Source organism: Bradyrhizobium sp. CCBAU 51765 (assembly GCF_015291725.1).
GTDB classification, from domain to species: Bacteria; Pseudomonadota; Alphaproteobacteria; order Rhizobiales; family Xanthobacteraceae; genus Bradyrhizobium; species Bradyrhizobium liaoningense.
Window position 1 is genome coordinate 6184107 of the sequence record NZ_CP030038.1, and the last position, 22870, is coordinate 6206976.

Consider the following 22870-nt stretch of genomic DNA (forward strand, 5'->3'; position numbering starts at 1 on the left):
GAGCGAAACGCGGACAGCGTCCCGCGGTCTTCCGGCAGGCGCGACGTGACTGGCTTCCTCGCTTGGCGAGAACAACAGCCTGGAGAACCAGCTTGCTTTCCGAGGATAGACCAACTGATCACACGTGAGGTGCCGCTTTTCACCTGCCGCGATGTCGCGGACGCGCCACATTGCTTCAAGTGCGCGCCTGCGATCGCGACTGCATGAGAAGCAAGGGGATCATGCAATTGAACTTGTTCGACGGTCGCTCCCGAAGGAATTATAGGATCGCTCACGTTTCCACAAGCCGGTTCGTTCATGCCAATTCCGGTGCGGCGACGCGCGGCCCGTCATGGATGGGCCCATACGGTGCATAGTAAGGTCCCAAGGATAGTAGACCGGGGCCGGATCGTATGGATATGGGCCCCCATAAGGCCCTCGCACGGCGGCTCCTCATCTCAGCGAGATCGTGATGCGGCTGAGATTGGCGGCGAATTCCACCCCAGCCTTGGGTCCCTGCAGCACCATCGTGACGCCCTTGTCGTTCCGGAGATGGACGCCATTGACGCCGCCGACCAGAGCGGCGCCGCCACCGACAGAACTGTAAGTGCCGGCGAAGTCGCCGATGTGGCGAATTCCTGACGCCCAGCCATCGAGCCGACCGACCGTCGCGCCGGCGGTGATGCCCAGGCTGACGCCAGTCATGCGGAACGGATAGTTGCGGCCCCGATAGGTCAGAACGCCGCTGCCGGCACCACCACCGACCAGCAGGCCCGCCTTCACGATCTTGACCCGCACCTGGCCGGATGCCTGGGCAAGCGAAGGCGTCACCGGCACTGAAACTGCCAGCAGCGCCAGCGCCGCCAGGCGAATGACGAACGCCCGCCGTGCAGGGCGCATATCGTCAAGGCCTCGCAGCATCGACTTTCTTCCAGGTCTGGTCGGGATCGAACAGCGTGGTGCGCTGCGCGACGAACTCCGTCCGCCTGCCGAGGTCCTTCTGGTAGACGGTGCCGGCGTGATTGACCAGGAAGGTCATGACGCCGGAATTTCCGTACTCCGCGGGCCAGGCGATCAACGCGAAGCCACCGATCATCTTGCCCTTGACCACGTAGTTGAGCGCGCCGCCCGGTGCATCAGACCCCTGCCCTCTGAGGATACGGAAGTAATAGCCGTGATACGGAGCCGGCCTGTCACCAGCCTTGTAGCCTTCGGCCGAGGCCTGTGCCGCCAGCGCGCCGAGCGGGCTCGGGTCGCTGTCGTCCCACCAGAACAACCCATCCTTCTTGCCGGCCGTGGAGACAATGCGTTGCGCGTAGACGCCTGCGCCCTCGCCGCGATCCTTGTCGGCATATTCGTTCTGGGCATCGACATAGGCGAGACAAGTCTGGATCGCATCGAGCTCGTTGCGGCCGATACGGCGACGAAGCACCTCAATGCGCCCCTCGTCGGTGTCGAACTCCCAGCCCGTTCTGGTGTTGACGAGCGGAATCGGGAACGGGAAGTCCTCGGGTCCGAGCATCAGCGTGGCCTTCTTGTTGCCCTCCGCCTTGATCGCATGCCTGGCATCATACATGGAGACGAAGCGTGCACGGATATCGGCATCGGCGACCTCGTCTCCGGACGAGACGATGTCGGCCGCCGATCTGCCGAGGACCTTCAGGATCTCACGCGGACCGCTCTTGACCGCGGCGGCGAGCGCGGACCCCGCCTCCTCGGGCGTCCGGTAGGATTGCTGTGCCAGGCTCGCGGTGCACATCAGCGCGAGCGCCATGACGCCCGGCAAAACAGCGCGACGACAAGATTTCAGACCGATCATGGCGTCACCTCCGCCGGGATCGTCGCGCCGGCGGCGAGCCAGTCGCGGTAGGTGCGGAATTTCAGGCCGAGCTTCTCGTAATGGACCCGCAGATACCCGTCGCTGCCGCGCATGACGGCGTTCGGCATGATTTGCTCGACCTCCTGCGCCATGACGCCGACATAGGCCTTGTCGCTGCCGATATAGCTGAAGCGATAGTAGCCGAGCCCATTGCCGAGATGGCCGAGCAGGACGACATCATGCTTCAGCGCGACATCGGAGCGCCGGCCGCCGCCACCACCGCGGCCGCCTCCTCCGCCTCCGCCGCGGAAGCCGCCGCCGCCCCCCATCGACATTCCGCCGCCACCACGGCCGGCCATGCTCGGTCCGCCTCCGCCGCGCGGCATGCTCGCCATGCTGGATCGACCGCGCGCGGACGCCGCGGCCGCCGATCGCCCAGACGAGACGTTCATCGCGCCGCCACGATTGCCACCACCGCCGCGGCTTGCCGCACCGCCACCGGCGCGGCTCGCCGCCTTTGCGCGATCGCCGCCACCCTTGACACGATCGCCGGCACCTTTGGCACGATCGCTTGCGCCCGCGCGATCGCCGCCGCCCGGACGATCTCGCGTACCGGCTCCGGCGCGATCCCCTGCTCCCTGACGATCGCCGCGATCGCCCGCACGGTCACCCGCGCGATCTCCAGCACCCTGACTGGGACGCAGCACCTGATTGCCATCGCGGCCGCGGAAATCCATCCGGTCCGACGCGCCGGCCTTGATATTGTTGTTGCCGAAACGCTGCGACACGTTGGCATTGTTGTAGCGCACGCCCTGGCGATGTGTCGGATTGTGCTGCCAGCCGGCGTTGATGTTGGTGGCCCGGTGATTGACGTAGACGTTGCGGTTGCCCCAATTGCAGCCGCCTCCCCAATAATTGCCCCAGCGTCCGATCGCCCAGGCCGTACCGAACGCGAGACCCGCGGCGATTACGCCGGCGCCGATATACGACGGATATCCGAAGTAGTAGGGAGGATATTCTGCGTAAGGCCACGTTCCGTAGACCGTTGCCGGGTCATAATACGGCACGTAGATCGCTTCGGGATCCGCCGACTGAATCACGACGACCTGCTTGTTCTCCTGGGTTTGAACGCTGACCTTCTGCTGCTTCGTCGTAACAAGCTTCTTGTTGTCATACGCCTTGGTGCGCAGGCGCTGGATCGCGTCCATCACGTCCGGCTGCTGGGCAAGGAACGCATCGCCCAGATTCTTGGTCCAATCGATCTTGTCGCTCATCATGGCGAGAACGTCCGCCGTGCTCGCGAGCGCCTTGACACTGTCGTCCCAGGACTGCTTGTCGACCTCGGTCCTCAATGCATCGCCCTTCAGTGACTTGCGCTCCTTGAGCCATCGGTCTGCCTGCACCACCTCCAGTGGGTAGGTGGAGGCGGCCAGCACGTTTGCGAGCAGATCGTCCGGGTAAAGCGCGATCGGTGCCACGAGCGCCTCGATCTGCTCGGGCTTCAGCAGTTCCGCGGACGGCGCGGCCGGGCTCGCCGGCTGCATCGCCGGGGCCGCTGGCTTGTCGGACGTCTGCGCGAACGTTGCGAGGGGTGTCGCCATAAACAGCATGAGCGCAATCAGGGTCTTGCCGCTACGAAACATCGCATCCTCCATCGTCGAGGCAAGTGTCAGCATCGGTGCACCAAGCCGGCCTTCGTTGACAAAGATCAAGGAAACCACGCGCATGCGATGTGCTGCGATGCGCCCGTTGACGGTTCGGCGACCGACGGTCAATGCACGATGGGCAGCCGGATCGTGAACAGCGCACCGCGCGATGGCTGGTTCTCGGCAGCGATCTTGCCGCCGTGGGCTTCGACGATGGTCCTGACGATGGCAAGGCCCATGCCGAGGCCTTGCGGCTTGGTGCTGAAGAACGGGTTGAAGATATTCTTCACGTCTGCGGGAGCAATTCCCGGCCCGCTGTCGCCGATCCGGATCTCCGCAAACGCATCGGACTGGGCCGTTGCCACATTGATCTCCCGCTCAGTCGCATCGGCCTGCGAGATCGCGTCGATCGCGTTGATGATCAGGTTGAGAATGACCTGCTGAAGCTGAATGGGATCGCCCTTGACCCGCAGCACGCTGACGGATGGCGCAAATTTCAGGGCAATTCGGCGCCCATCGCTGACGGCGGACATCAGCCTGATCGCCTCGCCCACCGTGTCGTTGAGGTCGATATTGGCGATCTCGAACGGCGTCTTCTTCAGGATGCTGCGCAGTCTGCGGATCACCTCGCTGGCCCGCTGGTCGTCGCGCCGGATATCGGCGAGAATTTCTCCGATTTCCACCAGATTGGGCGACTCGCTCTTCAACATCAGCTCCGCCGTCTCGGCGTTCGTCAGGATCGATCCCAACGGCTGATTCAGCTCGTGGGCAATCGACGTGGTCAGCTCGCCCGCCGCCGCGTACCGGTTGACGTGGGCCAGCTCCGCAAGACGCTGCCGGGACTCGACCTCGGCCACGAGCCGCCGGCGTCGCTCGTAAAGCAGGCCGCCGATCAGTCCCGCCTGGATCAGGATGACGGTGGCGAGCATTGCGATCTGCCAGCGGTACGTCTCCCAAAGGCCCGCCTGCCGAAACAGAACTTCGCTTCCCGCGGGCAGGTCGCTCTCGCTGATGCCCCAGCGCTGCATTTCACGCCAATCGTATTTCGGAGGTCCCAACTGGAGGGGCTCGAACTTCATCGTGCCTGGTCTCTCGCCGGCCAGGATGCGGATCACGGCATCGACCGTCTTCGTGGTGGTCGCACCGATCGAATGCATCGGGCCGCCGACCGTATAGCCGTTGAAAAACGGCTCCTGGTAGGAAAATATCGGAGCATTGGCGACGGCGCGAAGACTGCGTAGCGCAAGATCGCTTTCATGGACAATGCCGGCCCCGTCGACCGACATCAAGCCCCAGAACAGAACCGTGTGCGGCGGAAGCACCGATGCTCTCTTCAGAATCTCGTCGAACGACAGTTCATTGTACCAGACGAAGGCCAGGCGCCCTTCGAAAGGTGCCGTCTCGCGCTTGATCTCGTCGAGCCAGAACTTTTCCAGGCGAGAGGCGCCGATCACGACAGCGATCGTCTTCGTCTCCGGCAGGACCTTGAGGACACCGTTGAAGGTAGCCGTGAAGTCGTTCCGGACGGAGATCACAGTGTCGTTGTCGGTCAGGTCCGAGCGGTTCACCAGCCGGTCTTCGACCACGGTCAGAACCATCGGCGTATCGGGAAAAAGCTGATCGCGATATTTCTGGGCAAATCGTGCAGCCGGCGCCCCGATGCTAACAACAACATCTGGGGGGACGCCCGCGTAAAGTGAGCGGAGATAGTTGACGAACGGCTCCTCGGGCCCGGGATTGTTGAACCGTGCCGTCAGCAGGGTGTGCTCCTGGACATCGAGCGGCCACTGCGCCTGCTGCTCCAGCGCGGCCTTGATACTCAGCGCATATTCGCTCCATGGGCGAAAGTCTCGCCCGAAGGAATGCAGCAACAGGATCCGTTTGGGCGCGCTGCGCTCGGCACCCATCGCCGGCGCGGAGACGACGACCAGAAAGGCGAGCAGGCAAGCGGCAAGACACGCGGCCCGGCCGGACGAGGCGCCTGCAGCATTGGGGACACGTCCGCTCATGCTCTCTTTCGGCGGCCACAATGATCGAACGGCTCTCATCAAAGCACAATCCGAGCACGGCCGCACGAAGGAAGCGTCTCGCCCTGGCGGGTCTTGTCAGCAGCGCGTCACGACCCGGCCATAGGCATCGACGACCTGCACGCAGGACGAGCCGTAGTAGGCACCGGCAGCTCCCGCCGCTCCTACGGCGACCGCGCGGCGTGTGGTTCTCCGGGCAACACCGGCGTAGCTCATGGGAGTCAAGGGGCGCCCGACCCTCGCCTGGGCCTCGGCAAAGAACTTTCCTTCGATGAGGCCATTTGTTTCACTCGAGGACAATCCGATGCTGAAGGCGGTTACCCCTGCGGCAAACAGGATGACTTTTCGAAACGCGATCATTTCTTTGCTCCTGTCGGCGTACCAGGGGGAAGCTCGTCGAACTCTGCGATTGCGGCACCCTCCAGATCGACCTTGGTGGCGCCCGCCGGCGCAACGAATGCGAAGACATCGGCGTTCAGAGCGTCAGTCTTCCAATCCTTGATCCTGAGCGTGTATTGCGGCGCACCGGCAAGTGTTTTGCTGGTGATGACGTATTTGTGCGGCACGGGCTTGGCCCCGGCCTCGATCCAGATCTGCCAGTCCGTGTCCGGCGTGCGGAACGCAAGATGCTCGCACTCGACGCCATCGACGACACCCTGCCCGATATGCTTGCCCTCGATGACGGTGGCCATCAGTTCGTCGAACGCGTTGGAGAGCAGCAGGTCGGCACCCGGCATCCCGGTGCCGGAACGCGCCTGAAGCGCGTCGATCATCTTGTCGATGGTCCCGGGCGCGTCTGCCTGAACATAGCTCTTGGCATTGTTGCCATAGATCGAAATCAGCTTGCCGTCATAGACCAGCTCGACATCGGCATAACCGCCGGTGCGCCTGACCCGGAGCTTGTCCGGGCGGCTCATCTTGATTTCGCCGGAGCTCGCGAACTGGATCTTCTGCAGTTCAGGCGTGATGATCTCGATGTCGCTGTCGAACGTAGCGGACATCGTCTTCTGGCTGGTCAGATAGTCCGTCATCGATTTCAGGATCTTGGCTGGATCATCGGCATGCGCGGGCGAGGTCGCCGCCAGCAGCAGAGCCGTACCGATGCCAGGCAATATCTTACGAAGGGTTGTTGATCTCATCGCGTATCCTCCTCGGATGAAGGCCATTGAGATGCGCCGCGCGCTTACTTGCTTGACATGAGTCAATGCTCCCGAACCTTGTCGTCAGGGCATTGGGCACCTGTGATAGCGGATCTCCATGTCCTCAATGCCCGGGAACTGCCGGATGAGGCTGTTTGCATCCAGCTCCTTCAGGCTGAACTGGACGCTGGAGAGCATCATGTCGGTCGCGCAGGCCGCAACCAGATTGACGCTGGGACCTGCGTCTTTCCTCGCCCTGATCCGGCAGCGCGCGAATTTTCCGATGATCTGATCTCCGTCGACGATGAAGCCGCCGCCATAGACGTCAGACATGTCGGTGAAACCGAGCTGAGCCCCCTTGCGCACGAACACCTTGTTGCAATTGTCGGCATCGCTGACCCAGGCGCCGTCGAGATCGAGCGCGTTGGCGCCGACGGCCGTAACGACAAGCGAAACCAGTGCCGCACCTGGCCCGACCATCCTCCGCAAACCCATCTGCTCCCTCCTCCTCTGTCGCTCAATGCCCGCCGCTCAGCACGAGCGTCTGGATCGGCAGCAACAGCGCCTGGATCCGCAGCAGCAGTGCATGCACGAGGCCGACGCCATCCACGACGTGCAGCGCGATCTTCCGGCTGGTCGGGGTGTCCTTGGCCGAGATCTCCTCGTGGTTGCTGGTGTAGGCATTGACGACGCAGCTCGAGCCTGGTGTGACGCCGTCGAGACCGCCCTTGTAGAGCGGCTCCAGGAACACCAGGATCGTGCCGGGACGGACCACATTCTGCGCTTCGAGCAATTGCTCGCCGGACCGGAATTGTCCGGCTGCGATGTAGTCCTGCACGGTCGTGATCACCATGGGGATGATGACCCAGGGCTTCGATATGCAAGTCGCTTCCGCGACCATGCCGGTCTTCATCACCTGCGCCTCGATCTGACCGAAGCCGGCCTGAAGAACCTTTCGGCCGGCCTCTTCCGGAATGAGGATGCCGGCCGGACGCATCAGCTGGTTGACGACGTCGCCGGGGCGAACCAGAAACTGCTCGACCCGCCCGTCGACGCCGGCACGGACGAAGGTCTTGTCGAGATCGACCCGGGCCTGGTCGAGGGCGGCCTCGGCGCTGGCCTTTTGAGCCGGCAGCAGGACGGAGACCTGCAGAGATGCGGATTGTTTCGCGGCCGTTGCGGCATCGACGCCCGCCTGACGCTGGTCGACCAGGACCTGGAGCTTTTCGATATCCCGCTGCGGAACGATGCCGGGATTGCGGCGCTGGAGCTCGATCTTGACTTCGAGCTCGTCCCTGGCCTGCTGGTAGTTGGCTTTCGCCTCCGCGATCTGCGCCTCGGCCTTGATTACATCAACCTGCGCCGTCTGCATGGTGGCGTCGACCTCCGCCACCTTCCGCCTGGCGGTCTCGAACGCAGCCTGCTGCTTCGAGCTGTCGAGCGTGAACAGAACATCTCCCTTCTTCACGGGCGCGCTGAACCCGAACTTGACCTCGGCGACACGGCCCGAGCCCTCGGGAAGGATCGGGACGGTGCGGAAGTACAGCGTCGCGGACGGCGTTGCCGGATGGAAATAGAAGATCATCGTGATCAACGAGATCGTCAGCATCAGGCAGGCCGTGATACCCCAACGCAGCTCGTGCCAGACCGAGAAGAGGGTGATCTCCTTGCCGAGGCGCTTGCCCTGGGCGTAGCGCCGGTAGAGATAGTCCGGCAGGATCGTCACGAGCGAGCAGATCAGCAGCTCAAGCATGGCTGTGCTCCTTCTCCTTGGCGGGTCCCTGCCTGTCCGCGGGAGGCGGCGCGACGGCCGCCTCGGCCTGGACTTCCCCCGCATCAGAGGCCGGCGTCGCGTCGGCGATCTTCTCGACGGATCCTGCAATGCTGCGCAGCGGCGTGCCGAAATCCGGAAGATCGATCATCGCGAGGAGCAGGCCGGCGATCCAGAAGATGTGCATGTGCGTGAACAGGGAGATCAGGCCGAGCACTGCAACGAACTCGAACTGCAATTTTTGCGATTTGTGCGCCATCCGCTCGGGCAGGCTGTGCAGCTTCCAATAGAGCGTACCGACCCAGAGCACGACCCCGATCAGGAACACGCCCATCACCACCATCAGCGTGTCGGTCCCGCTGCCCGGCGCCAGGTAGAACGGCAGATGATGCGGTGCCATCGGATGAAGCTGATCGCTCAAACGTCTCTCCCGGTCAAAAACCTGCAGGTGCGGTACTGTGTTCGGGTACGCCCTCGTTTGCTTGATTTGAATCAAGGGAACGCTTTCCGTCCGCCCTAGCGTTTCCGGCATGCTGATTGGACAACCATCAGGAGCCGCCAGCCATGCCCGGTCTAGACGACCTCATCCCCAACGCCGCCCAAATTCGAAAGGAAGCCGCCCTCAAGGAGGCTGAAAAGGCGGAGGAATATGTCCGCCTCGCCGCAGCCGCCGAGGCCGAGAAGCGCGCGCTGATCGAGCGCTTGAGCAAACCCTCCGGCAAGAGCGAGGAGGAGAAGATCAAGCTCGCCTCGACCGTCATCCAGCGTGCGGTGCGGAACGGCCTCACCGAAGTGCAGGTCTACCGCTTTCCCAACACGCTGTGCACGGACAAGGGACGCGCCATCAACCAGATGGAAAAAGGGTGGGAGAACACCCTGACCGGAATCCCCAAGGAGATCTTCCAGCTCTGGACCGATTATCTGAAGCCGCGCGGCTACCGCATCTCCTATCAGATCATCGATTTTCCCGGCGGCATGCCCGGCGACATCGGCGTGACCATTTCCTGGGACGATTAGCAACGGGAAGGATGGGCATGGCCAAGGACGCAGCTGCGGAGCGGATGAAGCGGAAGGATTACGAGAAGGAGCTCGAAAAGCTCCAGGTCGAGCTGTGCCACCTCCAGGACTATGTGCGGGAAAACAGGCTCCGCGTCATCGTCCTGTTCGAGGGCCGGGACGCCGCCGGCAAGGGCGGCACGATCAAGGCCATGACCGAGAAGGTCAGCCCGCGCGTGTTCCGGGTCGTCGCCCTGCCCGCGCCATCCGACCGCGAGAAGACGCAGCTGTTCTTCCAGCGCTACATGGAGCGGTTTCCGGCCGGCGGCGAGATCGTGATCTTCGACCGGAGCTGGTACAACCGCGCCGGCGTCGAATACGTCATGGGCTTCTGCACTGCCGCGGATCACCAGCGCTTCCTCACGCTATGCCCGCAGATGGAGAAGTACGTCATCGACGGCGGCATCATCCTGATCAAGATCTGGCTCGAGGTCGGCATGGACGAGCAGGAGCGGCGCTTCAAGGCCCGCATCGACGACCCGGTCCGGCAATGGAAGCTCAGTCCGATGGATCTGGAATCCTTTCGGCGGTGGTACGACTATTCGCGGGCGCGGGACCTGATGCTGGACAAGACCAGCACGAAGGAGGCGCCCTGGTACATCGTCCGCTCCGACGACAAACGTAGGGCGCGGTTGAACTGCATCGCCCACATTCTTGGCGCCATCCCCTACAAGCGCATCAAGAAGGACAAGATCAAGCTGCCGAAGCGCGCCGACAAGGGACGCTACAACGACCAGGCCAGCCTGAAGGGAATGAATTTCGTCGCCGAACGATATTGAAGGCGAGCGGGCTGCGGTGACGCAGCCCGTCGCCTGTTCCGATCACTTCAGACGGATCGTGACCCCGCCAACGGCAGCCGACACTTCCGCGCCGACCTTGGGACCGCTGAGCTGAAGGATCACGCCATTGGCGTTCTGCAACTGCACGGCGCCGGCTCCTGCAGCAATGGCGCCGCCCGCTCCGCCCACCGCGTAGGAGCCTTCGATGGACGCCGGCCCCTTCAGATTGAGCGCCCTACCGACGAACTTCGTGGTCGACGCCCCGATGGTGAGGCCCACGCTCATGCCCGACACCGTGAATGGATATTTCTTGCCCCGATAGAGCAGAACGCCCTCGCCGCCACCGGCGCCGACGATGAAGCCACCCTTGGTGAAGACGACCGCAACCTGGCCGGTATCGGCACGCGCCGACGTGCTGAAGTTGGCAATGGTTGCGAGCGAGGCGACCAGGACGGCGGCGAAGGTCAGTTTTCTCATGACGTGTCTTCTCCCTATTGAGCCAGGATCATCGCGAAGTAGCCGAAGATGGTGAGCAGGATGCCCGAGACGGCATAGCCGACCGGGAATCCGATCCAGGGCACGGAGCTCTGGATCTCGACCGCGGCCTCGCGGCACGGGCCGGAATGCGAGCGCGCGCCGGCAACGCCGCCCATCAGCACCGCCGGATTGATCTTGAACACGTGGAATCCGATCGCCCAGACGATGAATGGCGGGATCGTGCACGCGATGAAGCCGACGATGAAGATCTTCAGCGCGAGCGCGCCGGTGAGCTGGGCCAACAGGCCTGCGCCGGCGTTGACGCCGACGATCGCGACGAACACGACGAGGCCGAGATCCTCGAGCACGTTCCGCGCCGCGTTCGGCGTATTGCCGAAGAAGCGCAGACGCGACACGATCGAGGAGACGATCACGCCGGACAGCAACAGGCCGCCGGCGTTGCCGAGGCCGACCTTGGCACCGAAGGCGGGGAATTCGACCATGCCGATGAGGAAGCCGATGATCATGCCGATCGACAGGGTCAGCAGGTCGGTCGAGGTGTTGGCGCGGGCGATGCGCCCCCACATCTCGCCGAGCTCGTTGACCGCTGATTTCAGGCCGACCACCGAGACGATGTCCATGCGTTCCAGCTTGGTCTTGAGACCGGCCGGGATCTGCACGCCGCCACGCTCGACCTTGGTCACCTGCAACTGACCGGCGATCGCCGTCTCGCGGAAGGATTCGAAGGTACGGCCGACGACGTCCTTGTTGAAGACGACGATCTCGGCCTGGTCCATAGGTATGCCGAGCGTCTTGGCATCGGCGACCTCCGGACCGATCAGGCCCATCTTCTCGGTCAGATGCTCGGTCGCGCCGCCCAGCGCGACGATATCGCCCTTCTGCAGCACGAGATCGGGATCAGCGCCCTGCGGCTCGCCATTGCGCCCGACATTGACGATCCGGTATTCCGGATTGATCGCGCGGAACTTGGCGATGCTCATCCCGACGGTTGCGGGATTTTCCAGGCGGTAGGCTCGCAGACCGAACTGGCGATAGCCGGTCAGGCCGCCGCCTTCGAGGTCCTTGACGCCGAATTCCAGCTCATACTGCTTCGCGGCGGCCTTGGCATCGACGCCCCACCAGCGCGGCAGATATTTGCAGATCAGGATGATGCCGATGGTGCCCCAGATATAGGTGATCCCGTAGGACAGCGCGATCATGCCGGAGGCCTCCTCGGGCTTCATGCCCGGAGGCAGTTTCACGACCCCCGACGTGACGGCCTGCTCGGCCGAACCGATCGCCGCAGACATCGTCTGCGATCCCGCCAGCATGCCGCCGGCCGCACCCGGCGGAAGCGCGAACAGCTTTGCGCCGATCACCACCAGCGCCAAGCCGATCACGCTCGACACCACCGCGAGGAACAGGAACTTGATGCCGTCGCCTCTCAGGCTGTTGACGAAGGACGGGCCTACGCGCAGGCCGACGCCGTACATGAACAGATAGTAGAACAGGCTCTTGGCGAAGTTGTTCAGCTCCAGCTTCACGCCGTAACTGGACGCCCAGACCGAGAGGCCCGCACCGACCACGATGGCACCGGCGACCATGCCGAGGCCATACCCCTTGATGCTGACGCGGCCGATATAGACGGCGAGACCGACCACGAAGAACAGCAGCAGATATGGGTACTGCTGCAGGAACTGGAAAAATGCCTGCATGTTGGTCCCCTTCCAGAACTTATGACGCGGCCTTGAGCTTCGGCGTCGCGGCGGGCCTGGGCCGGCCGATCTTCGCCAGAGCTTCGGTGCGTACGAGCTTCAAGCCCTCCTTGGCGTCGTAGCCATGGATCTCCTTCACATCGAGCTTGCGCATGAAGTCGATGGTTTCCTGCGTGATGACCTGGCCCGGCACCATGATCGGGAAGCCCGGCGGATACGGGATCACGAAATTGGCGGAGACGAGCTCTGGCCCGGCCTTCAGCCGCCGGTCGATCTCGGGATCGTCGAGGCGGATATGCTCGCACCCCGCCACGTCATAGGCGGCATAGAAGCCGGTGCGGATGTCGCCCTCGTTCGTCCTGGTGCCGGCATCGCCGCGGAAGCTCGGGTGGAAATGCGAGAAGTTCGGCAAGTCAGGCACGTCGGTCATCAAGCTCTTGACCCGCGCTTCGAAAGCCTTCTTCGCGTTGGCACCGCCTTGCGCGAGCCCGCGATCGACCTCGCCCGCGATCTCGGCGAGGACGCGGATCAGATGCGCGACGTCGCTGCGGGTGTTGTTGATGTTGGACTGGACCAGCACCGAGTTGCGTGAGGTCTTGTTGACCTGGATGTTGTACTCGCTGGCGAGGATGCCCTTGAACTGGGTGCCGTCGTAGCCGGCCGTGCCGCACACCAGCGTCATCCGGGTCGGATCGAGGCAGAACTCGTCCTCGTCCAGGCTCTTCAGCGTATTTACCCAGTTGACGCCCGCTGCGAGATAATCGGTGAAGCCGCTCTGGCGGTATTGCGCCGGCACCATGGCGTCGGCGCCGAGAATGCGGAAATACTTCGAGAGCAGCGGGTTGTTGTTGACGGCATGGCGGATGGCGAGCGCGATTTCCATCGCGTTTGCGACGAGGCCGTAGCCCTCCAGCTCCATCTGCCGCCGCGAGATGTCGAGGCTGGCGATGAGCTGCTGGTTCGGACTGGTGGAGGCATGGGTAAAGACGGCCTCCTTGAACTGCTGCTCGACCGTGTGGAATTCGACGTCCTTGACCGAGAGCATGGAGCCCTGCCGGATCGCCGACATCGATTTATGGGTCGAGTTGGTCTGATAGACGCGCAACCGGATCTGGCGCGGATCGGGGATCAGCCGCGTCTTGAGCAGCACCTCGTCGGACGGGCTCTTGCCGAGCTCGGCCTGTTGTTTCTCATAGGCCGCGACCGACTTCGGATCATGCATCCAGGCCTCGATCCCGTTGGCAGCCCCCATCGCGGTGCGCCGGCGCAGGAACGGCGAGAACCGCGCGAAGCCGAACCAGGCTTCGTCCCACAGGAAGATCAGGTCGGGCTTGATGGCGAGGCATTCCTCCATGACCCGCCGGGTGTTGTAGATGTGGCCGTCGAAGGTGCAGTTCGTGAGGTCCAGCATCTTGACCCGATCGAGCCGGCCGTCGGCCCTGGCGCTGAGCAGCGCCTGCTTGATCGTCTTCAACGGCACGGCGCCGTACATCGAATATTCCGTCATCGGGAAGGCTTCGACATAGAGCGGCTGCGCGCCCGCGAGCACCATTCCGTAGTGGTGCGATTTGTGGCAGTTGCGGTCGACGATCGCGATGTCGCCCGGCGCGAGCAACGCCTGCACCGCCATCTTGTTCGAGGTCGAGGTCCCGTTGGTCACGAAGAAGACGCGGTCGGCGCCGAGCGCGCGGGCGGCCTTCTCCTGCGCCTTCTTGATGTTGCCGGTCGGCTCCAGCATGCTGTCGAGGCCGCCGGTGGTGGCGCTGCTCTCGGCCAGGAACAGGTTGGGGCCGTAGAACTCGCCCATGTCGCGGATCCAGTCCGACTTGAAGATGGATTTGCCGCGGGCAATCGGCAGCGCATGGAACGTCCCGATCGGGCGTTGTGCGTATTTCTTGAGGTTGTCGAAGAACGGAGTGTCGTAGCGATCCTGGATGCCCTCGAGGATCGACAGATGCAGCTCAAGCAGTTCCTCGACCGAATAGAAGATGCGGCGGATGACGCTGGCTTCGGGGTTGCCGGCGAGCTCCTCGACATCGCGATTCGAGATCATGTACAGATCGAGCTCGGGCCTGACACGCTTGATGATCTGTGCAAGCCGCAGCGCGGAGGCATCGGACTCGTCGTTGAGGCCAGCCGACGCCGTGATCGAGCGGAGCACCGGCGCATTGTGCCGCGAGCGCAGGCCAAACCCCTCGTTGATGATGACGGCGCCGATGTTGGGGTTGAGCGTCGTCGCGCAGAAGGCGTCTTCGAGGCTGCCGACGATGACCGGCTCATAGACGAAGGCGTCGACCGGGCGCCGCAGCTTGCGCCATTCGGCAGCGAGCGCCGGCCAGTGGCCGGGAGACAGCCCGGTGACGATCAGCGTCTCAAAATAGGGCCTGCGCGTCGTATGCGCACCGAAGGTCGGTGGGACCAGCTCGGGCACATCGCCGTCGCCCTCGTCCTTCGCGTTCCAGTCGCCGGAATGCTGGCGGAAGGATCGCGTCGCCAACGCCTGGGTGATCCGTGTCGCAAGGGCAAGCGATGTTGCCCCGTCGCCGGCCGCCGCTGCTTCGCGTAGCGCCCCCATCAATTGCAGGCCGGGATAGCCGTGAAACTCCTCCGTCACCGAGAGATCGGCCAGCGCCGCATCGTATCTCGCGCGGTCGCCGCCGCGGGCCCACGCTTTTGCAGCATCCACCAGATCACGCCAATCGTCAGCCCGTGCACCGGGCCCCGAAAAGAACTGATCAATGCGCTTCTGCGTGGGCTTGGCGTCCTTCGACATATGTATCTCCCGATTCTTATCGGTTCGCATGGAAGGTGATGATGGACCGTGGACGGCGGGAGGCCCGCTCCTTTGATCCAAGTCAACGGTCGCGAGATATCGGAGACGCGCTGGTGACTTCTCGCTCCGACGCTTCGCGCTGCAGCAGAGGCTATTTGACTTGAGAGTCGCCGAGGACGCTGTCGAGCGATCGCAGCCACTGCGAGCTGTCGGTCTTCTCCGCAAGCCCCTCCGCCTGCAGCAGGTCGCGCAATTGCGCGTGAGCGCCAACAATGCAGAAGGCGATGCGACGAGAGGCGAGCTCGTCATGGAGATCTCGCAGCATATGCGCGCCAGCCAGATCGATGTAGGGCGATGCGGAGAGGTCGCAGACCACCAGCCTGACGTCGGACGACTTCCGCAGCGCTTCGAGGACCACCGCCAGGATGGTTTCGGCGTTGATGTAGAGGAGCGAGGCCTCAGGACGGAACGCAATGACGCCAACGAGCGGCTCGACGCCATCGTGCCTGGCGTTGTCGGAATAGCGGCCGGTTCCCGGAAGCCGGCCAAGAAATGCAATGTTCGGCCGCGATGCGCGGGCCAGCAGGAGGAAGATCGATGCAATCGACGCAAGCAGGACACCCTGCAGGATGCCGAGCAGCAGCACGGCCACGAGCGCAATCGCCGCAGCATAGAAGTCAAGCCTGCTGACCTTCCACATCCGCGGCAGGGCCTGGACGTCCACCAGCCGATACACTGCGGCAAAGACGATGGCGGCCAGGACGGCCTTCGGCAGATTCGTCAGAAGTCCGGTGAAGAACAGCAGGCACAGCGCCAGCGCGATCGAGCAGATCAGCAGCGCCAGTGGCGTGCGCGCGCCCGCGCTGTCGTTCACAGCGGATTGCGACAGCCCGCCGGCAACGGGATAGCCGTGACCGCAAGCCGCAGCGAGATTCGCGGCCCCTAACCCCAGGAATTCCTGGCGCACGTCCAGTGTGTAGCCATGTTTGGCCGCGAAGCTGCGCGCAGCGGAGACGCCCTCAATGTAGGCCAGCAGCACGCAGCCTGCGGCGAGCGGAAAGAGATCGTCAAACTGCAGGAGACCAAACGTCGGCAGAGCCAGTGTCGGCAATCCCTCGGGGATCTTTCCGGTGACCGGTACGCCGGCGGCCGGAAGAGAGAGCAGCGTGGCAACGAGGATCGACAGCGCGACGATCGTGATGCCGACCGGCTTTCCCGGCAAGAGCCGTTCGCCGAGCAGCAAAAGCGCGAGCGCCACCGCGCCGATCGTCACGATGAGAAGGTTGGTGTCGCCGATCTGCGCTACGAGTCGCAACGCGCGATCGAAGAAATTATGCCCACCGCCCGCGACGCCCAAAAGGCTCGGCAATTGGCTCATGATGATGGTGAGCCCGGCGCCGGCCTTGAAGCCAACCAGTATGCTGTCGCTGACCAGGCGGACGAGGACGCTGAGCTTGAACAGCCAGCAGACGAAGCACAGGACCGCGACCGCAAAAGCCGCTAGGCTGGCGATCTGCGCGTATCGCACCGCGTCCCCGCCGGCGAGCACCCCGACCGTGGAGGCAATCATCAGGGAAATCGCCGAAGTCGGACCGATTGCGAGCTGCCGCGACGACCCGAGCAGCGCATAGCCGATACCGCCGAGCATGTAGCCATAGATGCCGACCTGCGGCGCGAGGCCGGCGAGCGTCGCATAGGCCAGCGATACGGGTATCGCGTAGGCGGCCAGCGTTATTCCGGCCACTGCGTCCGATGCCAGCCATTCGCCACGATAGGCAACAAGCCAGCCGGAGACTGGGAAGAATCGCGACCATCCCAGGGGTCGGTCGGACGGCGAGTTCATGCGTGCACCTCGCTCCGTTCGATTTCGCAGCGCAACAGGATGATCAGCAGAGCGGTCACGGGAATGCCAAGCGTGAGATCGGGAATGCCTTTGGTCGCAAAGGCCCCGACGGCCGCGCCCACGCCGAACGCGACGCAGAGCCCGGCAAATATGCCGGAGCGGCGCAGCGGCCCGGGCGGACCGCCACCTGACAGGGCCATGAGAACGCCTTCAATGGCCTGGCGCATGTTGCCGGTGATCATCACCGAGCTGTAGGCCACGCCCTCGACCTTGGTAAAAGCGGCCGTCTGCATCGCCGCAACGAACGAGATTCCGAGCGTGCCGGCGAGATCCGGCAGGCGGTTGTGCAGGACGCCGATCGTCACCAGGAGCAGGATCTCGAGGAGTGAGCTGATGGCGCCGATGCGCTGTCCGATGATCCCGCGAAGCCAGGACACCAGGAGAATGCCGACTGCAAATGCGAGAATTGGCGGCACGAAATGAAGCGCATCGTCCCAATTCCCGGCCGAGCCATGGACCCATAGCAGAACGAGGTTTGCCGTTTGGGCATTCGCCATCACGCCATGGATGATCCAGGTGTAGGCGTCGAGATAGCCGCCAACGAAAGCCAGCAGCAGCGCGATCGACACCGTCTCGTCGCGGCGCAGCGAAGGACTGACGGTGTTCATCAGGCTCATGTTCGTGACGTGGTTCGTCGCGGGTGCATTGGACCATCAAGAGTGGTCCCGCCCGCGAAAGGGTTGACTTGGATCAACCATCCCGGCCGCTTGCAAGCCCAGCTTGGCCTGCCACGAGGCGCCGGGATCCACGACGATGAACGCAGTCAGAGGAATCATTTCAACTGCGCCGGAGATCTTTCTGCTGCTATCGATGGCGCTCGGGACCGTTCTCGGCCGGATCAAGATCCATGGATTCTCCCTCGGCACGACGGCGTGCACGCTGATCGTGGCGGTGCTGATCGGTCAGCTCGGCACCTTCACGTTCCCCTCCGTGCTCAGGATCGTGCTGTTCAGCCTGTTCGTGTTCACCATCGGCTATCGGTCCGGGCCCGAGTTCTTCGCTTCCCTGAGCGTCCGAACGCTGGCGCAAGTCGCACTCGCGCTGGTGCTCGGGGGCACCGGCCTCATCGCCGTGCTCATCTTCGCCTTCAGCTTCGGCCTCGATCCCGGCACGGCGTCGGGACTTGCCGCCGGCGCATTGACGCAATCCTCGGTGATCGGCACGGCCTCGGGTGCGCTGGCCCAGCTCGGACTTTCCAAGGACGTGCTGGAGCATCAGGAGGCGAACATCGCTGCCGGCTATGCCGTCACCTATGTGCTGGGCTATATTCTCACGCTGATATACGTCCCGCTGCTCGCACCGAAGGTGATGCGGATCGACCTGAAGGTCGAGGCGAAGAAGCTCGAGGCTGAACTCTCGGGCGGCGAGCCGCCCAAGACAGAGAACCTGCACTATCGCAAATTCCAGGCCCGCGCCTATCGCGTCGCCGCGGCCGCAGGCCGCACCGTCAAGGCGATCGAGGAGGAGATCGGCAGCCGCACCGTCATCGAACGCATCGTACGCCAGGGCGCCGATATCGAGCCGCAGCTGGATACTGTGCTCGAAGCCGGTGACGACATCGTCATTGCCGGGCGAACGGCCGCCATCGTCGCCGCTCGACCAATCATTGGGACCGAGATCGATGCCGATGAGATTCTCAAGGCGATACCAGGCAACGTGGTCGACGTCCTGGTCGATAATCGCAAGCTCCACGGCCGTTCCCTCCAGGAGGTCGCCGATCGCCTTGGCAACGACGCGCGCGGTGTCTTTCTGCGCGCGCTGACCCGGATGGGCCGCGAGGTGCCCTTGAGCCCCGAGACGCGGCTCTATGTCGGCGACGTCATGACGATGGTCGGCACCACCCGCAACATCGAACGCGCCGCCGCCCAGGTCGGACAGATCGTGCGCTCCGGCGACCGCACCGATATCGCATTCCTTGCGGCCGGGATCGCCGCAGGCCTGCTCGCGGGGCTGATCAGCTTCAAGGTCGGCGGCATCGCGCTGACGCTCGGCGGCGGCGGCGGCGCGCTGATCGCGGGCCTCGTCTGCGGCTGGCTCCGCTCGCGCCGGCCGACCATCGGCGCCATGCCGCCGGCCGCGCAACAGACCCTGAGCGACTTCGGCCTCGGCGGGTTCATCGCGGCAATCGGCCTTGCGAACGGCCATGCTGCCTGGCTCGCGATCCAGGAGCACGGCGTGATGCTGGTCGGCATGGGCCTCGTCGTCACACTGGCTCCGCTGTTCGTCGCGACCCTGTTTGCCTATCACGTGCTTCGCATGAACCCGGTCATCACCTGCGGAGCGCTCGCCGGCGCCATGACGGTCGATGCAGCCGTGACGGGATGCTGCGAGGTTGCCGAAAGTCAGACGCCGGTGCTCGGCGTGGCCGTCCCCTATGCGGTCGGCAACGTCGTTCTGACCGTGCTCGGACCGATCATCGTGGCCTGCACGTTCCCTGGGTGAGGAGAAACGCATGCAATTCTGGCATAGCTCCTTCTATCGATCTCTTCTCGAAGCGGTGCTGATCATGGCCTGCTTTGTCGATCCTTCGCGGGCGGATGATCAGGGCACCTCGCATCCGATCCGGGAGGAGATATGGGCGCTGCCCCTGCCACTCCCGACCTTCGCCTACGTGGTGCGTCCAATCGGCGATGGTCCGTTTCCGCTCGTTATCATGAACCATGGCGTGTCGCTCAATCCGATAGAGCGAAGCTTCTTTCCACTGGTTGAGTTTCGCGACGCAGCCAAATGGTTCGCGACGCGCGGGCACCTCGTGGTGGCGCCGGTTGGCACCGGATATGGCGCCTCCGCGATCGACATCCCTGAACGTGCACTCTACGGCCCGTTCATCGCAAAAGTCGGCAAGTGCAGTAATCCCAACTTCCGCTCCGCCGGCATGGCCGTCGCACAGGTCGACCTCTGGATCATCGACTATATGGTCGCGGAGAAGCGCATCGTACCCAAGGACGTCATCGTCGTCGGGCAATCGGGAGGCGGCTGGGGGTCCATCGCCTTGTCCAGCGTCAATCCGCCACAAGTCAAGGCGATCATCACCTTTGCGGCCGGCCGCGGCGGCCGTGTCGACGGCAAGCCGAACAATAACTGTGCGCCCGACAAGCTGGTCGAAGCAACCCGTGAGTTCGGTCGCACCTCGCGTGTACCGATGCTCTGGATCTATATCGAAAACGATACGTTCTTCGGCCCCGCATTGTCGAAGCGCATGCACGAGGCTTTCACCGCCTCCGGCGGCAGCGCCGAATATCACCTGATGCCGCCGTTCGGCAACGAAGGTCACTTCTTCATAGGATCGCCGGACGCAATCCCGATCTGGTCGCCGCTCGTCGCGAAATTTCTGGAGGATCGAAGATAGCCGAGGTTACCCATGTTTGGAGATACGGCCATGATCAGCGCGCGCTATTGTCTGTCTGCCTCACTTATTGCAGCCATCGTCACGACAGAGCCGGTTCTGGAGGCGGTCGCGCGCGAAAAGCCGCCGGCGGCCAAGCCTGCCGAAGTCGCACCCCGGGGCCAGCGCGAGGCAAAGGACATTACATACGGAAGCTGGCGCAAGCGGTGCTTCAAGGCAGGTGCGGCTCCGACAGTGTGCCGGACCTCGATGACCGGCACCTTTCCCACCGGTCAGATGGCCGTCCGTGTGGACCTGATAGAGCGCGACGGCGACCGCAACGGGCGACTGCAGGTGTTCGTACCCGTCGGCATGTACTTGCAGCATCCCGTCAAGCTGACGGTCGACCAAGGACGTTCCTACCGGCTGCCCTACAGCTGGTGCCTCAGCAACGCCTGCATCGCGGCTGATGTCGCAGATCCCAACATCGTCAAAGACATGGAGGCGGGAAAGGCACTCGTGCTGGAAGTGATCGACTCCAATTTGCTGTCGCTGACGACCTCGCTGCCGCTGACGCAGTTCGCATCTGCCCACACGGGCCCCCCGGCGCAGATGCTCGAGCAGGACATCGACGAGTGAAACGACGGCCTACAGCGCATCGCTCGCTGCACCGTCAGGCATCGAGCTGCGCTAGTTTCTGTCGATCCAACAACACGAGCTGCCGCTGAGTCTGTCCGTCGAACCGCAGCATCCTGTCATCACGCAGGGTCGAGAGGGCGCGCGATACCGTCTCGAGCGTCAATCCAAGATAGTCGGCGATGTCGCGGCGGCTCATCGGCAAGCTCAACACGTCTGGATGATCCTGTCGCCGGTCCATCTCCAGAAGGAATGCGGCCACCTTCTCGACGGACGTCTTCCGGCCCAGGAGAAGCATGTGGTTCTCCGCGTGCTGAAGATTGCGCGTGACGAGGGTGAGCAGGCTTGCCTGGCCCGCCTCCTGGTGCTCGATCCTGTCGAGCAAATGTCGCCGGCTCGTGATGCGAACCTTGGTCTGAATAACTGCGTCTGCGGTGAAACGATGAACCGCGCCGTTCTCCAGCCCGAACAGATCGCCCGGAAGATGGAACGAGTTGATCTGCCGGCGGCCATCGCAGAGCAGTTTGTAGGTCCGGATCGCACCAGACACGATCTGGTAGACGTACTCGGCCTCCTCGCCCTCTCCGAAGACTTCCGTTCCCCTCCGATAAGTGAATTCGCTGCAACAGACCTGTTCGCCGACGAGGGCCGCAAATTGCCCGTCATTGGCAGGACGGCTCACCGTCCTGGTCATGCTCAACATTGCAGAACTCCCTACAATTTGAATTGGCAGTGAACTCGGGAATAATAGGCAATGGCACACGAGCGCTTTTGATCTAGCTCAACTCCAAGCGGTAGCTACGTAATGGCCCGGGGGCGGTGGGGACAGGAGTTCGAAAGGCCATGTGCTCCTCTGCGCCGACATGGGGGAAATTTGCGCAATTGGGGCCCTACGCCCTTCTTATATAAGTCGGCGGTCGCGCCATGTCGGCCGGCATCAAGCCGGCCACAGGGTCTTGTCGACGGACTTGGCTCATTTCGCCCTGCGACGTGACGGCGCGGGCGGCGGCACATAGCGCTGCCAGATGGTCCCGTTGTCGAACTGGATCGTCATGCCGTCAGGCGTATAGACAGCGCTTATGTCGTAAGCATCGATCCAGATGCGGCTCGCTGGCGAGAACCAGTCCGGCCATGCGCGCGACGGCACGCCCGCCTCGGTGGTGAGATTGAGCTCGGGTCCGTTCTGCGTGACGTGGGCCGGCAAATCACCGCGGCACATCTGGACGCATGTGTAAGTGCCGGTAAGGTCAACCGATTGGGCGAGCGCCGCGCCGGACGTCAGCGCAGCAGCCATGCCAGTGACCATCAATAGCCGTTTCATGCCTCATCTCCCTACTTACGATTGCCCCCGATGAGAAGCAGACTTCAATATCCGGCGCCATGGATGATGTGGTTGATCCGCGTCAACGGATACTCCCAACACGGGATGAAGAGGCAATCGCTGGCCGCTAGTTTGCCGTCGACCAGGCGCCATGGATGGGGTCGATCAACGCCTTCGCCGCGAACGGCTTGGTCAGATAGGCAATACATCCGGACTCGATTGCGGCCGTGCGACTCAAGTGGTTGTCGTTGCCGGTGATATAGATGACCGGTGCCGCAACGCCATGCTCAGCAAGCCTGCGGCGCAACTCGATTCCGGAGGCATCGCCCAGATCGATGTCGATGATGATGCATGCTGCCTCGCCGCACCCGCCGTGGCCGAGCAGCGCATGTGCCGAGTCGAACAGCAGCGCAGTGAAGCCGTGCGCGCGCAAAAGGCGCTTGATGCTCGTGCGCATCGACGCATCGTCGTCGACGACAAGAACAGGCTTGCACGAGGACAAGT

At 63.4% G+C, this 22870-nt stretch carries 22 protein-coding genes; 5 read left to right on the forward strand and 17 right to left on the reverse strand.

The features are described 5' to 3' along the window. Positions 1-432: 432 nt before the first annotated feature. From XH96_RS29195 to XH96_RS29235, 9 genes are all read right to left on the reverse strand, one after another. The gene (locus tag XH96_RS29195; protein WP_246789784.1) at positions 433-900 is read right to left on the reverse strand and encodes a hypothetical protein; all 468 of its coding nucleotides are present in this window, start codon (positions 898-900) and stop codon (positions 433-435) included. Continuing rightward, entirely contained in the window at positions 884-1798 is a 915-nt protein-coding gene (locus XH96_RS29200; protein WP_194389038.1) for a DUF2950 domain-containing protein, read from the reverse strand. Before XH96_RS29200 ends, XH96_RS29195 begins: the two co-directional genes overlap by 17 nt. Then, the gene (locus XH96_RS29205) at positions 1795-3441 is read right to left on the reverse strand and encodes a DUF3300 domain-containing protein (RefSeq protein ID WP_194394310.1); all 1647 of its coding nucleotides are present in this window, start codon (positions 3439-3441) and stop codon (positions 1795-1797) included. Before XH96_RS29205 ends, XH96_RS29200 begins: the two co-directional genes overlap by 4 nt. A 128-nt stretch (positions 3442-3569) precedes the next feature. Next, positions 3570-5453: a HAMP domain-containing sensor histidine kinase gene (locus XH96_RS29210; RefSeq protein WP_194389039.1), complete on the reverse strand. Its 1884-nt coding sequence runs from the start codon at positions 5451-5453 to the stop codon at positions 3570-3572. 96 nt (positions 5454-5549) lie between these two features. After that, positions 5550-5831 (reverse strand): hypothetical protein, encoded by a 282-nt coding sequence (locus tag XH96_RS29215; protein ID WP_194389040.1) that lies wholly within the window; start codon positions 5829-5831, stop codon positions 5550-5552. Beyond that, positions 5828-6610, reverse strand: a complete 783-nt coding sequence (locus tag XH96_RS29220) for a DUF2092 domain-containing protein (RefSeq protein WP_194389041.1) — start codon at positions 6608-6610, stop codon at positions 5828-5830. The genes XH96_RS29215 and XH96_RS29220 overlap by 4 nt, the downstream gene beginning before the upstream one ends. Before the next feature lie 84 nt (positions 6611-6694). Continuing rightward, a complete protein-coding gene (locus XH96_RS29225; RefSeq protein WP_194389042.1) occupies positions 6695-7105 on the reverse strand; it encodes a hypothetical protein in 411 nt (136 codons plus the stop codon). 22 nt (positions 7106-7127) lie between these two features. Then, positions 7128-8363, reverse strand: a complete 1236-nt coding sequence (locus XH96_RS29230; protein WP_194389043.1) for an HlyD family secretion protein — start codon at positions 8361-8363, stop codon at positions 7128-7130. After that, on the reverse strand, positions 8356-8781 hold the full coding sequence (locus XH96_RS29235; RefSeq protein ID WP_194394311.1) for a hypothetical protein: 426 nt from the start codon (positions 8779-8781) through the stop codon (positions 8356-8358). Before XH96_RS29235 ends, XH96_RS29230 begins: the two co-directional genes overlap by 8 nt. A gap of 164 nt (positions 8782-8945) precedes the next feature. Here XH96_RS29235 and XH96_RS29240 point away from each other — a divergent pair, with 164 nt between their 5' ends. Together XH96_RS29240 and ppk2 are read left to right on the forward strand one after the other, a co-directional pair. Further along, a complete protein-coding gene (locus XH96_RS29240; protein WP_061878349.1) occupies positions 8946-9398 on the forward strand; it encodes a hypothetical protein in 453 nt (150 codons plus the stop codon). Between the two features lie 17 nt (positions 9399-9415). Continuing rightward, positions 9416-10216: a polyphosphate kinase 2 gene (gene ppk2, locus XH96_RS29245; protein WP_194389044.1), complete on the forward strand. Its 801-nt coding sequence runs from the start codon at positions 9416-9418 to the stop codon at positions 10214-10216. Between the two features lie 42 nt (positions 10217-10258). On the opposite strand, the gene XH96_RS29250 is transcribed toward ppk2, so the two are convergent. The 5 genes from XH96_RS29250 to XH96_RS29270 all read right to left on the reverse strand — a co-directional run bounded on the left by XH96_RS29250 (position 10259) and on the right by XH96_RS29270 (position 17701). Further along, positions 10259-10693, reverse strand: coding sequence for a hypothetical protein (locus XH96_RS29250; protein ID WP_194389045.1), 435 nt, complete (start codon positions 10691-10693; stop codon positions 10259-10261). Between the two features lie 14 nt (positions 10694-10707). Next, positions 10708-12408 carry an aspartate:alanine exchanger family transporter gene (locus XH96_RS29255; RefSeq protein ID WP_194389046.1) on the reverse strand — a complete coding sequence of 567 codons (1701 nt, stop codon included), beginning with the start codon at positions 12406-12408 and terminating at the stop codon, positions 10708-10710. A gap of 19 nt (positions 12409-12427) precedes the next feature. Further along, a complete protein-coding gene (locus XH96_RS29260; protein ID WP_194389047.1) occupies positions 12428-15181 on the reverse strand; it encodes a decarboxylase in 2754 nt (917 codons plus the stop codon). A 151-nt stretch (positions 15182-15332) separates the two neighbouring features. Beyond that, on the reverse strand, positions 15333-17024 hold the full coding sequence (locus XH96_RS29265) for a SulP family inorganic anion transporter (RefSeq protein ID WP_194389048.1): 1692 nt from the start codon (positions 17022-17024) through the stop codon (positions 15333-15335). After that, positions 17021-17701 (reverse strand): YoaK family protein, encoded by a 681-nt coding sequence (locus XH96_RS29270; protein ID WP_194389049.1) that lies wholly within the window; start codon positions 17699-17701, stop codon positions 17021-17023. The genes XH96_RS29265 and XH96_RS29270 overlap by 4 nt, the downstream gene beginning before the upstream one ends. Positions 17702-17837: 136 nt before the next feature. On the opposite strand from XH96_RS29270, the gene XH96_RS29275 reads away from it, so the two are divergent. The 3 genes from XH96_RS29275 to XH96_RS29285 all read left to right on the forward strand — a co-directional run bounded on the left by XH96_RS29275 (position 17838) and on the right by XH96_RS29285 (position 21048). Beyond that, positions 17838-19526 (forward strand): TrkA C-terminal domain-containing protein, encoded by a 1689-nt coding sequence (locus XH96_RS29275; protein WP_194389050.1) that lies wholly within the window; start codon positions 17838-17840, stop codon positions 19524-19526. A 64-nt stretch (positions 19527-19590) separates the two neighbouring features. Next, positions 19591-20433, forward strand: a complete 843-nt coding sequence (locus XH96_RS29280; RefSeq protein ID WP_194394312.1) for a dienelactone hydrolase — start codon at positions 19591-19593, stop codon at positions 20431-20433. A 30-nt stretch (positions 20434-20463) separates the two neighbouring features. After that, positions 20464-21048, forward strand: a complete 585-nt coding sequence (locus XH96_RS29285; RefSeq protein ID WP_194389051.1) for an invasion associated locus B family protein — start codon at positions 20464-20466, stop codon at positions 21046-21048. Between the two features lie 34 nt (positions 21049-21082). Here the strand turns inward: XH96_RS29285 and XH96_RS29290 are convergent, their stop codons facing one another. The 3 genes from XH96_RS29290 to XH96_RS29300 form a co-directional block, all read right to left on the reverse strand. Then, entirely contained in the window at positions 21083-21739 is a 657-nt protein-coding gene (locus XH96_RS29290; RefSeq protein WP_246790197.1) for a helix-turn-helix domain-containing protein, read from the reverse strand. A 279-nt stretch (positions 21740-22018) separates the two neighbouring features. Beyond that, entirely contained in the window at positions 22019-22366 is a 348-nt protein-coding gene (locus XH96_RS29295) for a hypothetical protein (protein WP_028182046.1), read from the reverse strand. Positions 22367-22493: 127 nt separating this feature from the next. Beyond that, entirely contained in the window at positions 22494-22823 is a 330-nt protein-coding gene (locus XH96_RS29300) for a response regulator (protein ID WP_246789786.1), read from the reverse strand. Positions 22824-22870 lie beyond the last annotated feature (47 nt).

What these genes read in the sequence shown, in the direction of transcription:
- XH96_RS29195 (WP_246789784.1), bottom strand. Translation starts at nt 900, where the DNA reads ATGCTGCGAGGCCTTGACGATATGCGCCCTGCACGGCGGGCGTTCGTC.
- XH96_RS29200 (WP_194389038.1), bottom strand. Translation starts at nt 1,798, where the DNA reads ATGATCGGTCTGAAATCTTGTCGTCGCGCTGTTTTGCCGGGCGTCATG.
- XH96_RS29205 (WP_194394310.1), bottom strand. Translation starts at nt 3,441, where the DNA reads ATGTTTCGTAGCGGCAAGACCCTGATTGCGCTCATGCTGTTTATGGCG.
- XH96_RS29210 (WP_194389039.1), bottom strand. Translation starts at nt 5,453, where the DNA reads ATGAGCGGACGTGTCCCCAATGCTGCAGGCGCCTCGTCCGGCCGGGCC.
- XH96_RS29215 (WP_194389040.1), bottom strand. Translation starts at nt 5,831, where the DNA reads ATGATCGCGTTTCGAAAAGTCATCCTGTTTGCCGCAGGGGTAACCGCC.
- XH96_RS29220 (WP_194389041.1), bottom strand. Translation starts at nt 6,610, where the DNA reads ATGAGATCAACAACCCTTCGTAAGATATTGCCTGGCATCGGTACGGCT.
- XH96_RS29225 (WP_194389042.1), bottom strand. Translation starts at nt 7,105, where the DNA reads ATGGGTTTGCGGAGGATGGTCGGGCCAGGTGCGGCACTGGTTTCGCTT.
- XH96_RS29230 (WP_194389043.1), bottom strand. Translation starts at nt 8,363, where the DNA reads ATGCTTGAGCTGCTGATCTGCTCGCTCGTGACGATCCTGCCGGACTAT.
- XH96_RS29235 (WP_194394311.1), bottom strand. Translation starts at nt 8,781, where the DNA reads ATGGCACCGCATCATCTGCCGTTCTACCTGGCGCCGGGCAGCGGGACC.
- XH96_RS29240 (WP_061878349.1), top strand. Translation starts at nt 8,946, where the DNA reads ATGCCCGGTCTAGACGACCTCATCCCCAACGCCGCCCAAATTCGAAAG.
- ppk2 (WP_194389044.1), top strand. Translation starts at nt 9,416, where the DNA reads ATGGCCAAGGACGCAGCTGCGGAGCGGATGAAGCGGAAGGATTACGAG.
- XH96_RS29250 (WP_194389045.1), bottom strand. Translation starts at nt 10,693, where the DNA reads ATGAGAAAACTGACCTTCGCCGCCGTCCTGGTCGCCTCGCTCGCAACC.
- XH96_RS29255 (WP_194389046.1), bottom strand. Translation starts at nt 12,408, where the DNA reads ATGCAGGCATTTTTCCAGTTCCTGCAGCAGTACCCATATCTGCTGCTG.
- XH96_RS29260 (WP_194389047.1), bottom strand. Translation starts at nt 15,181, where the DNA reads ATGTCGAAGGACGCCAAGCCCACGCAGAAGCGCATTGATCAGTTCTTT.
- XH96_RS29265 (WP_194389048.1), bottom strand. Translation starts at nt 17,024, where the DNA reads ATGAACTCGCCGTCCGACCGACCCCTGGGATGGTCGCGATTCTTCCCA.
- XH96_RS29270 (WP_194389049.1), bottom strand. Translation starts at nt 17,701, where the DNA reads ATGAGCCTGATGAACACCGTCAGTCCTTCGCTGCGCCGCGACGAGACG.
- XH96_RS29275 (WP_194389050.1), top strand. Translation starts at nt 17,838, where the DNA reads ATGAACGCAGTCAGAGGAATCATTTCAACTGCGCCGGAGATCTTTCTG.
- XH96_RS29280 (WP_194394312.1), top strand. Translation starts at nt 19,591, where the DNA reads ATGGCCTGCTTTGTCGATCCTTCGCGGGCGGATGATCAGGGCACCTCG.
- XH96_RS29285 (WP_194389051.1), top strand. Translation starts at nt 20,464, where the DNA reads ATGATCAGCGCGCGCTATTGTCTGTCTGCCTCACTTATTGCAGCCATC.
- XH96_RS29290 (WP_246790197.1), bottom strand. Translation starts at nt 21,739, where the DNA reads ATGACCAGGACGGTGAGCCGTCCTGCCAATGACGGGCAATTTGCGGCC.
- XH96_RS29295 (WP_028182046.1), bottom strand. Translation starts at nt 22,366, where the DNA reads ATGAAACGGCTATTGATGGTCACTGGCATGGCTGCTGCGCTGACGTCC.
- XH96_RS29300 (WP_246789786.1), bottom strand. Translation starts at nt 22,823, where the DNA reads ATGCGCACGAGCATCAAGCGCCTTTTGCGCGCGCACGGCTTCACTGCG.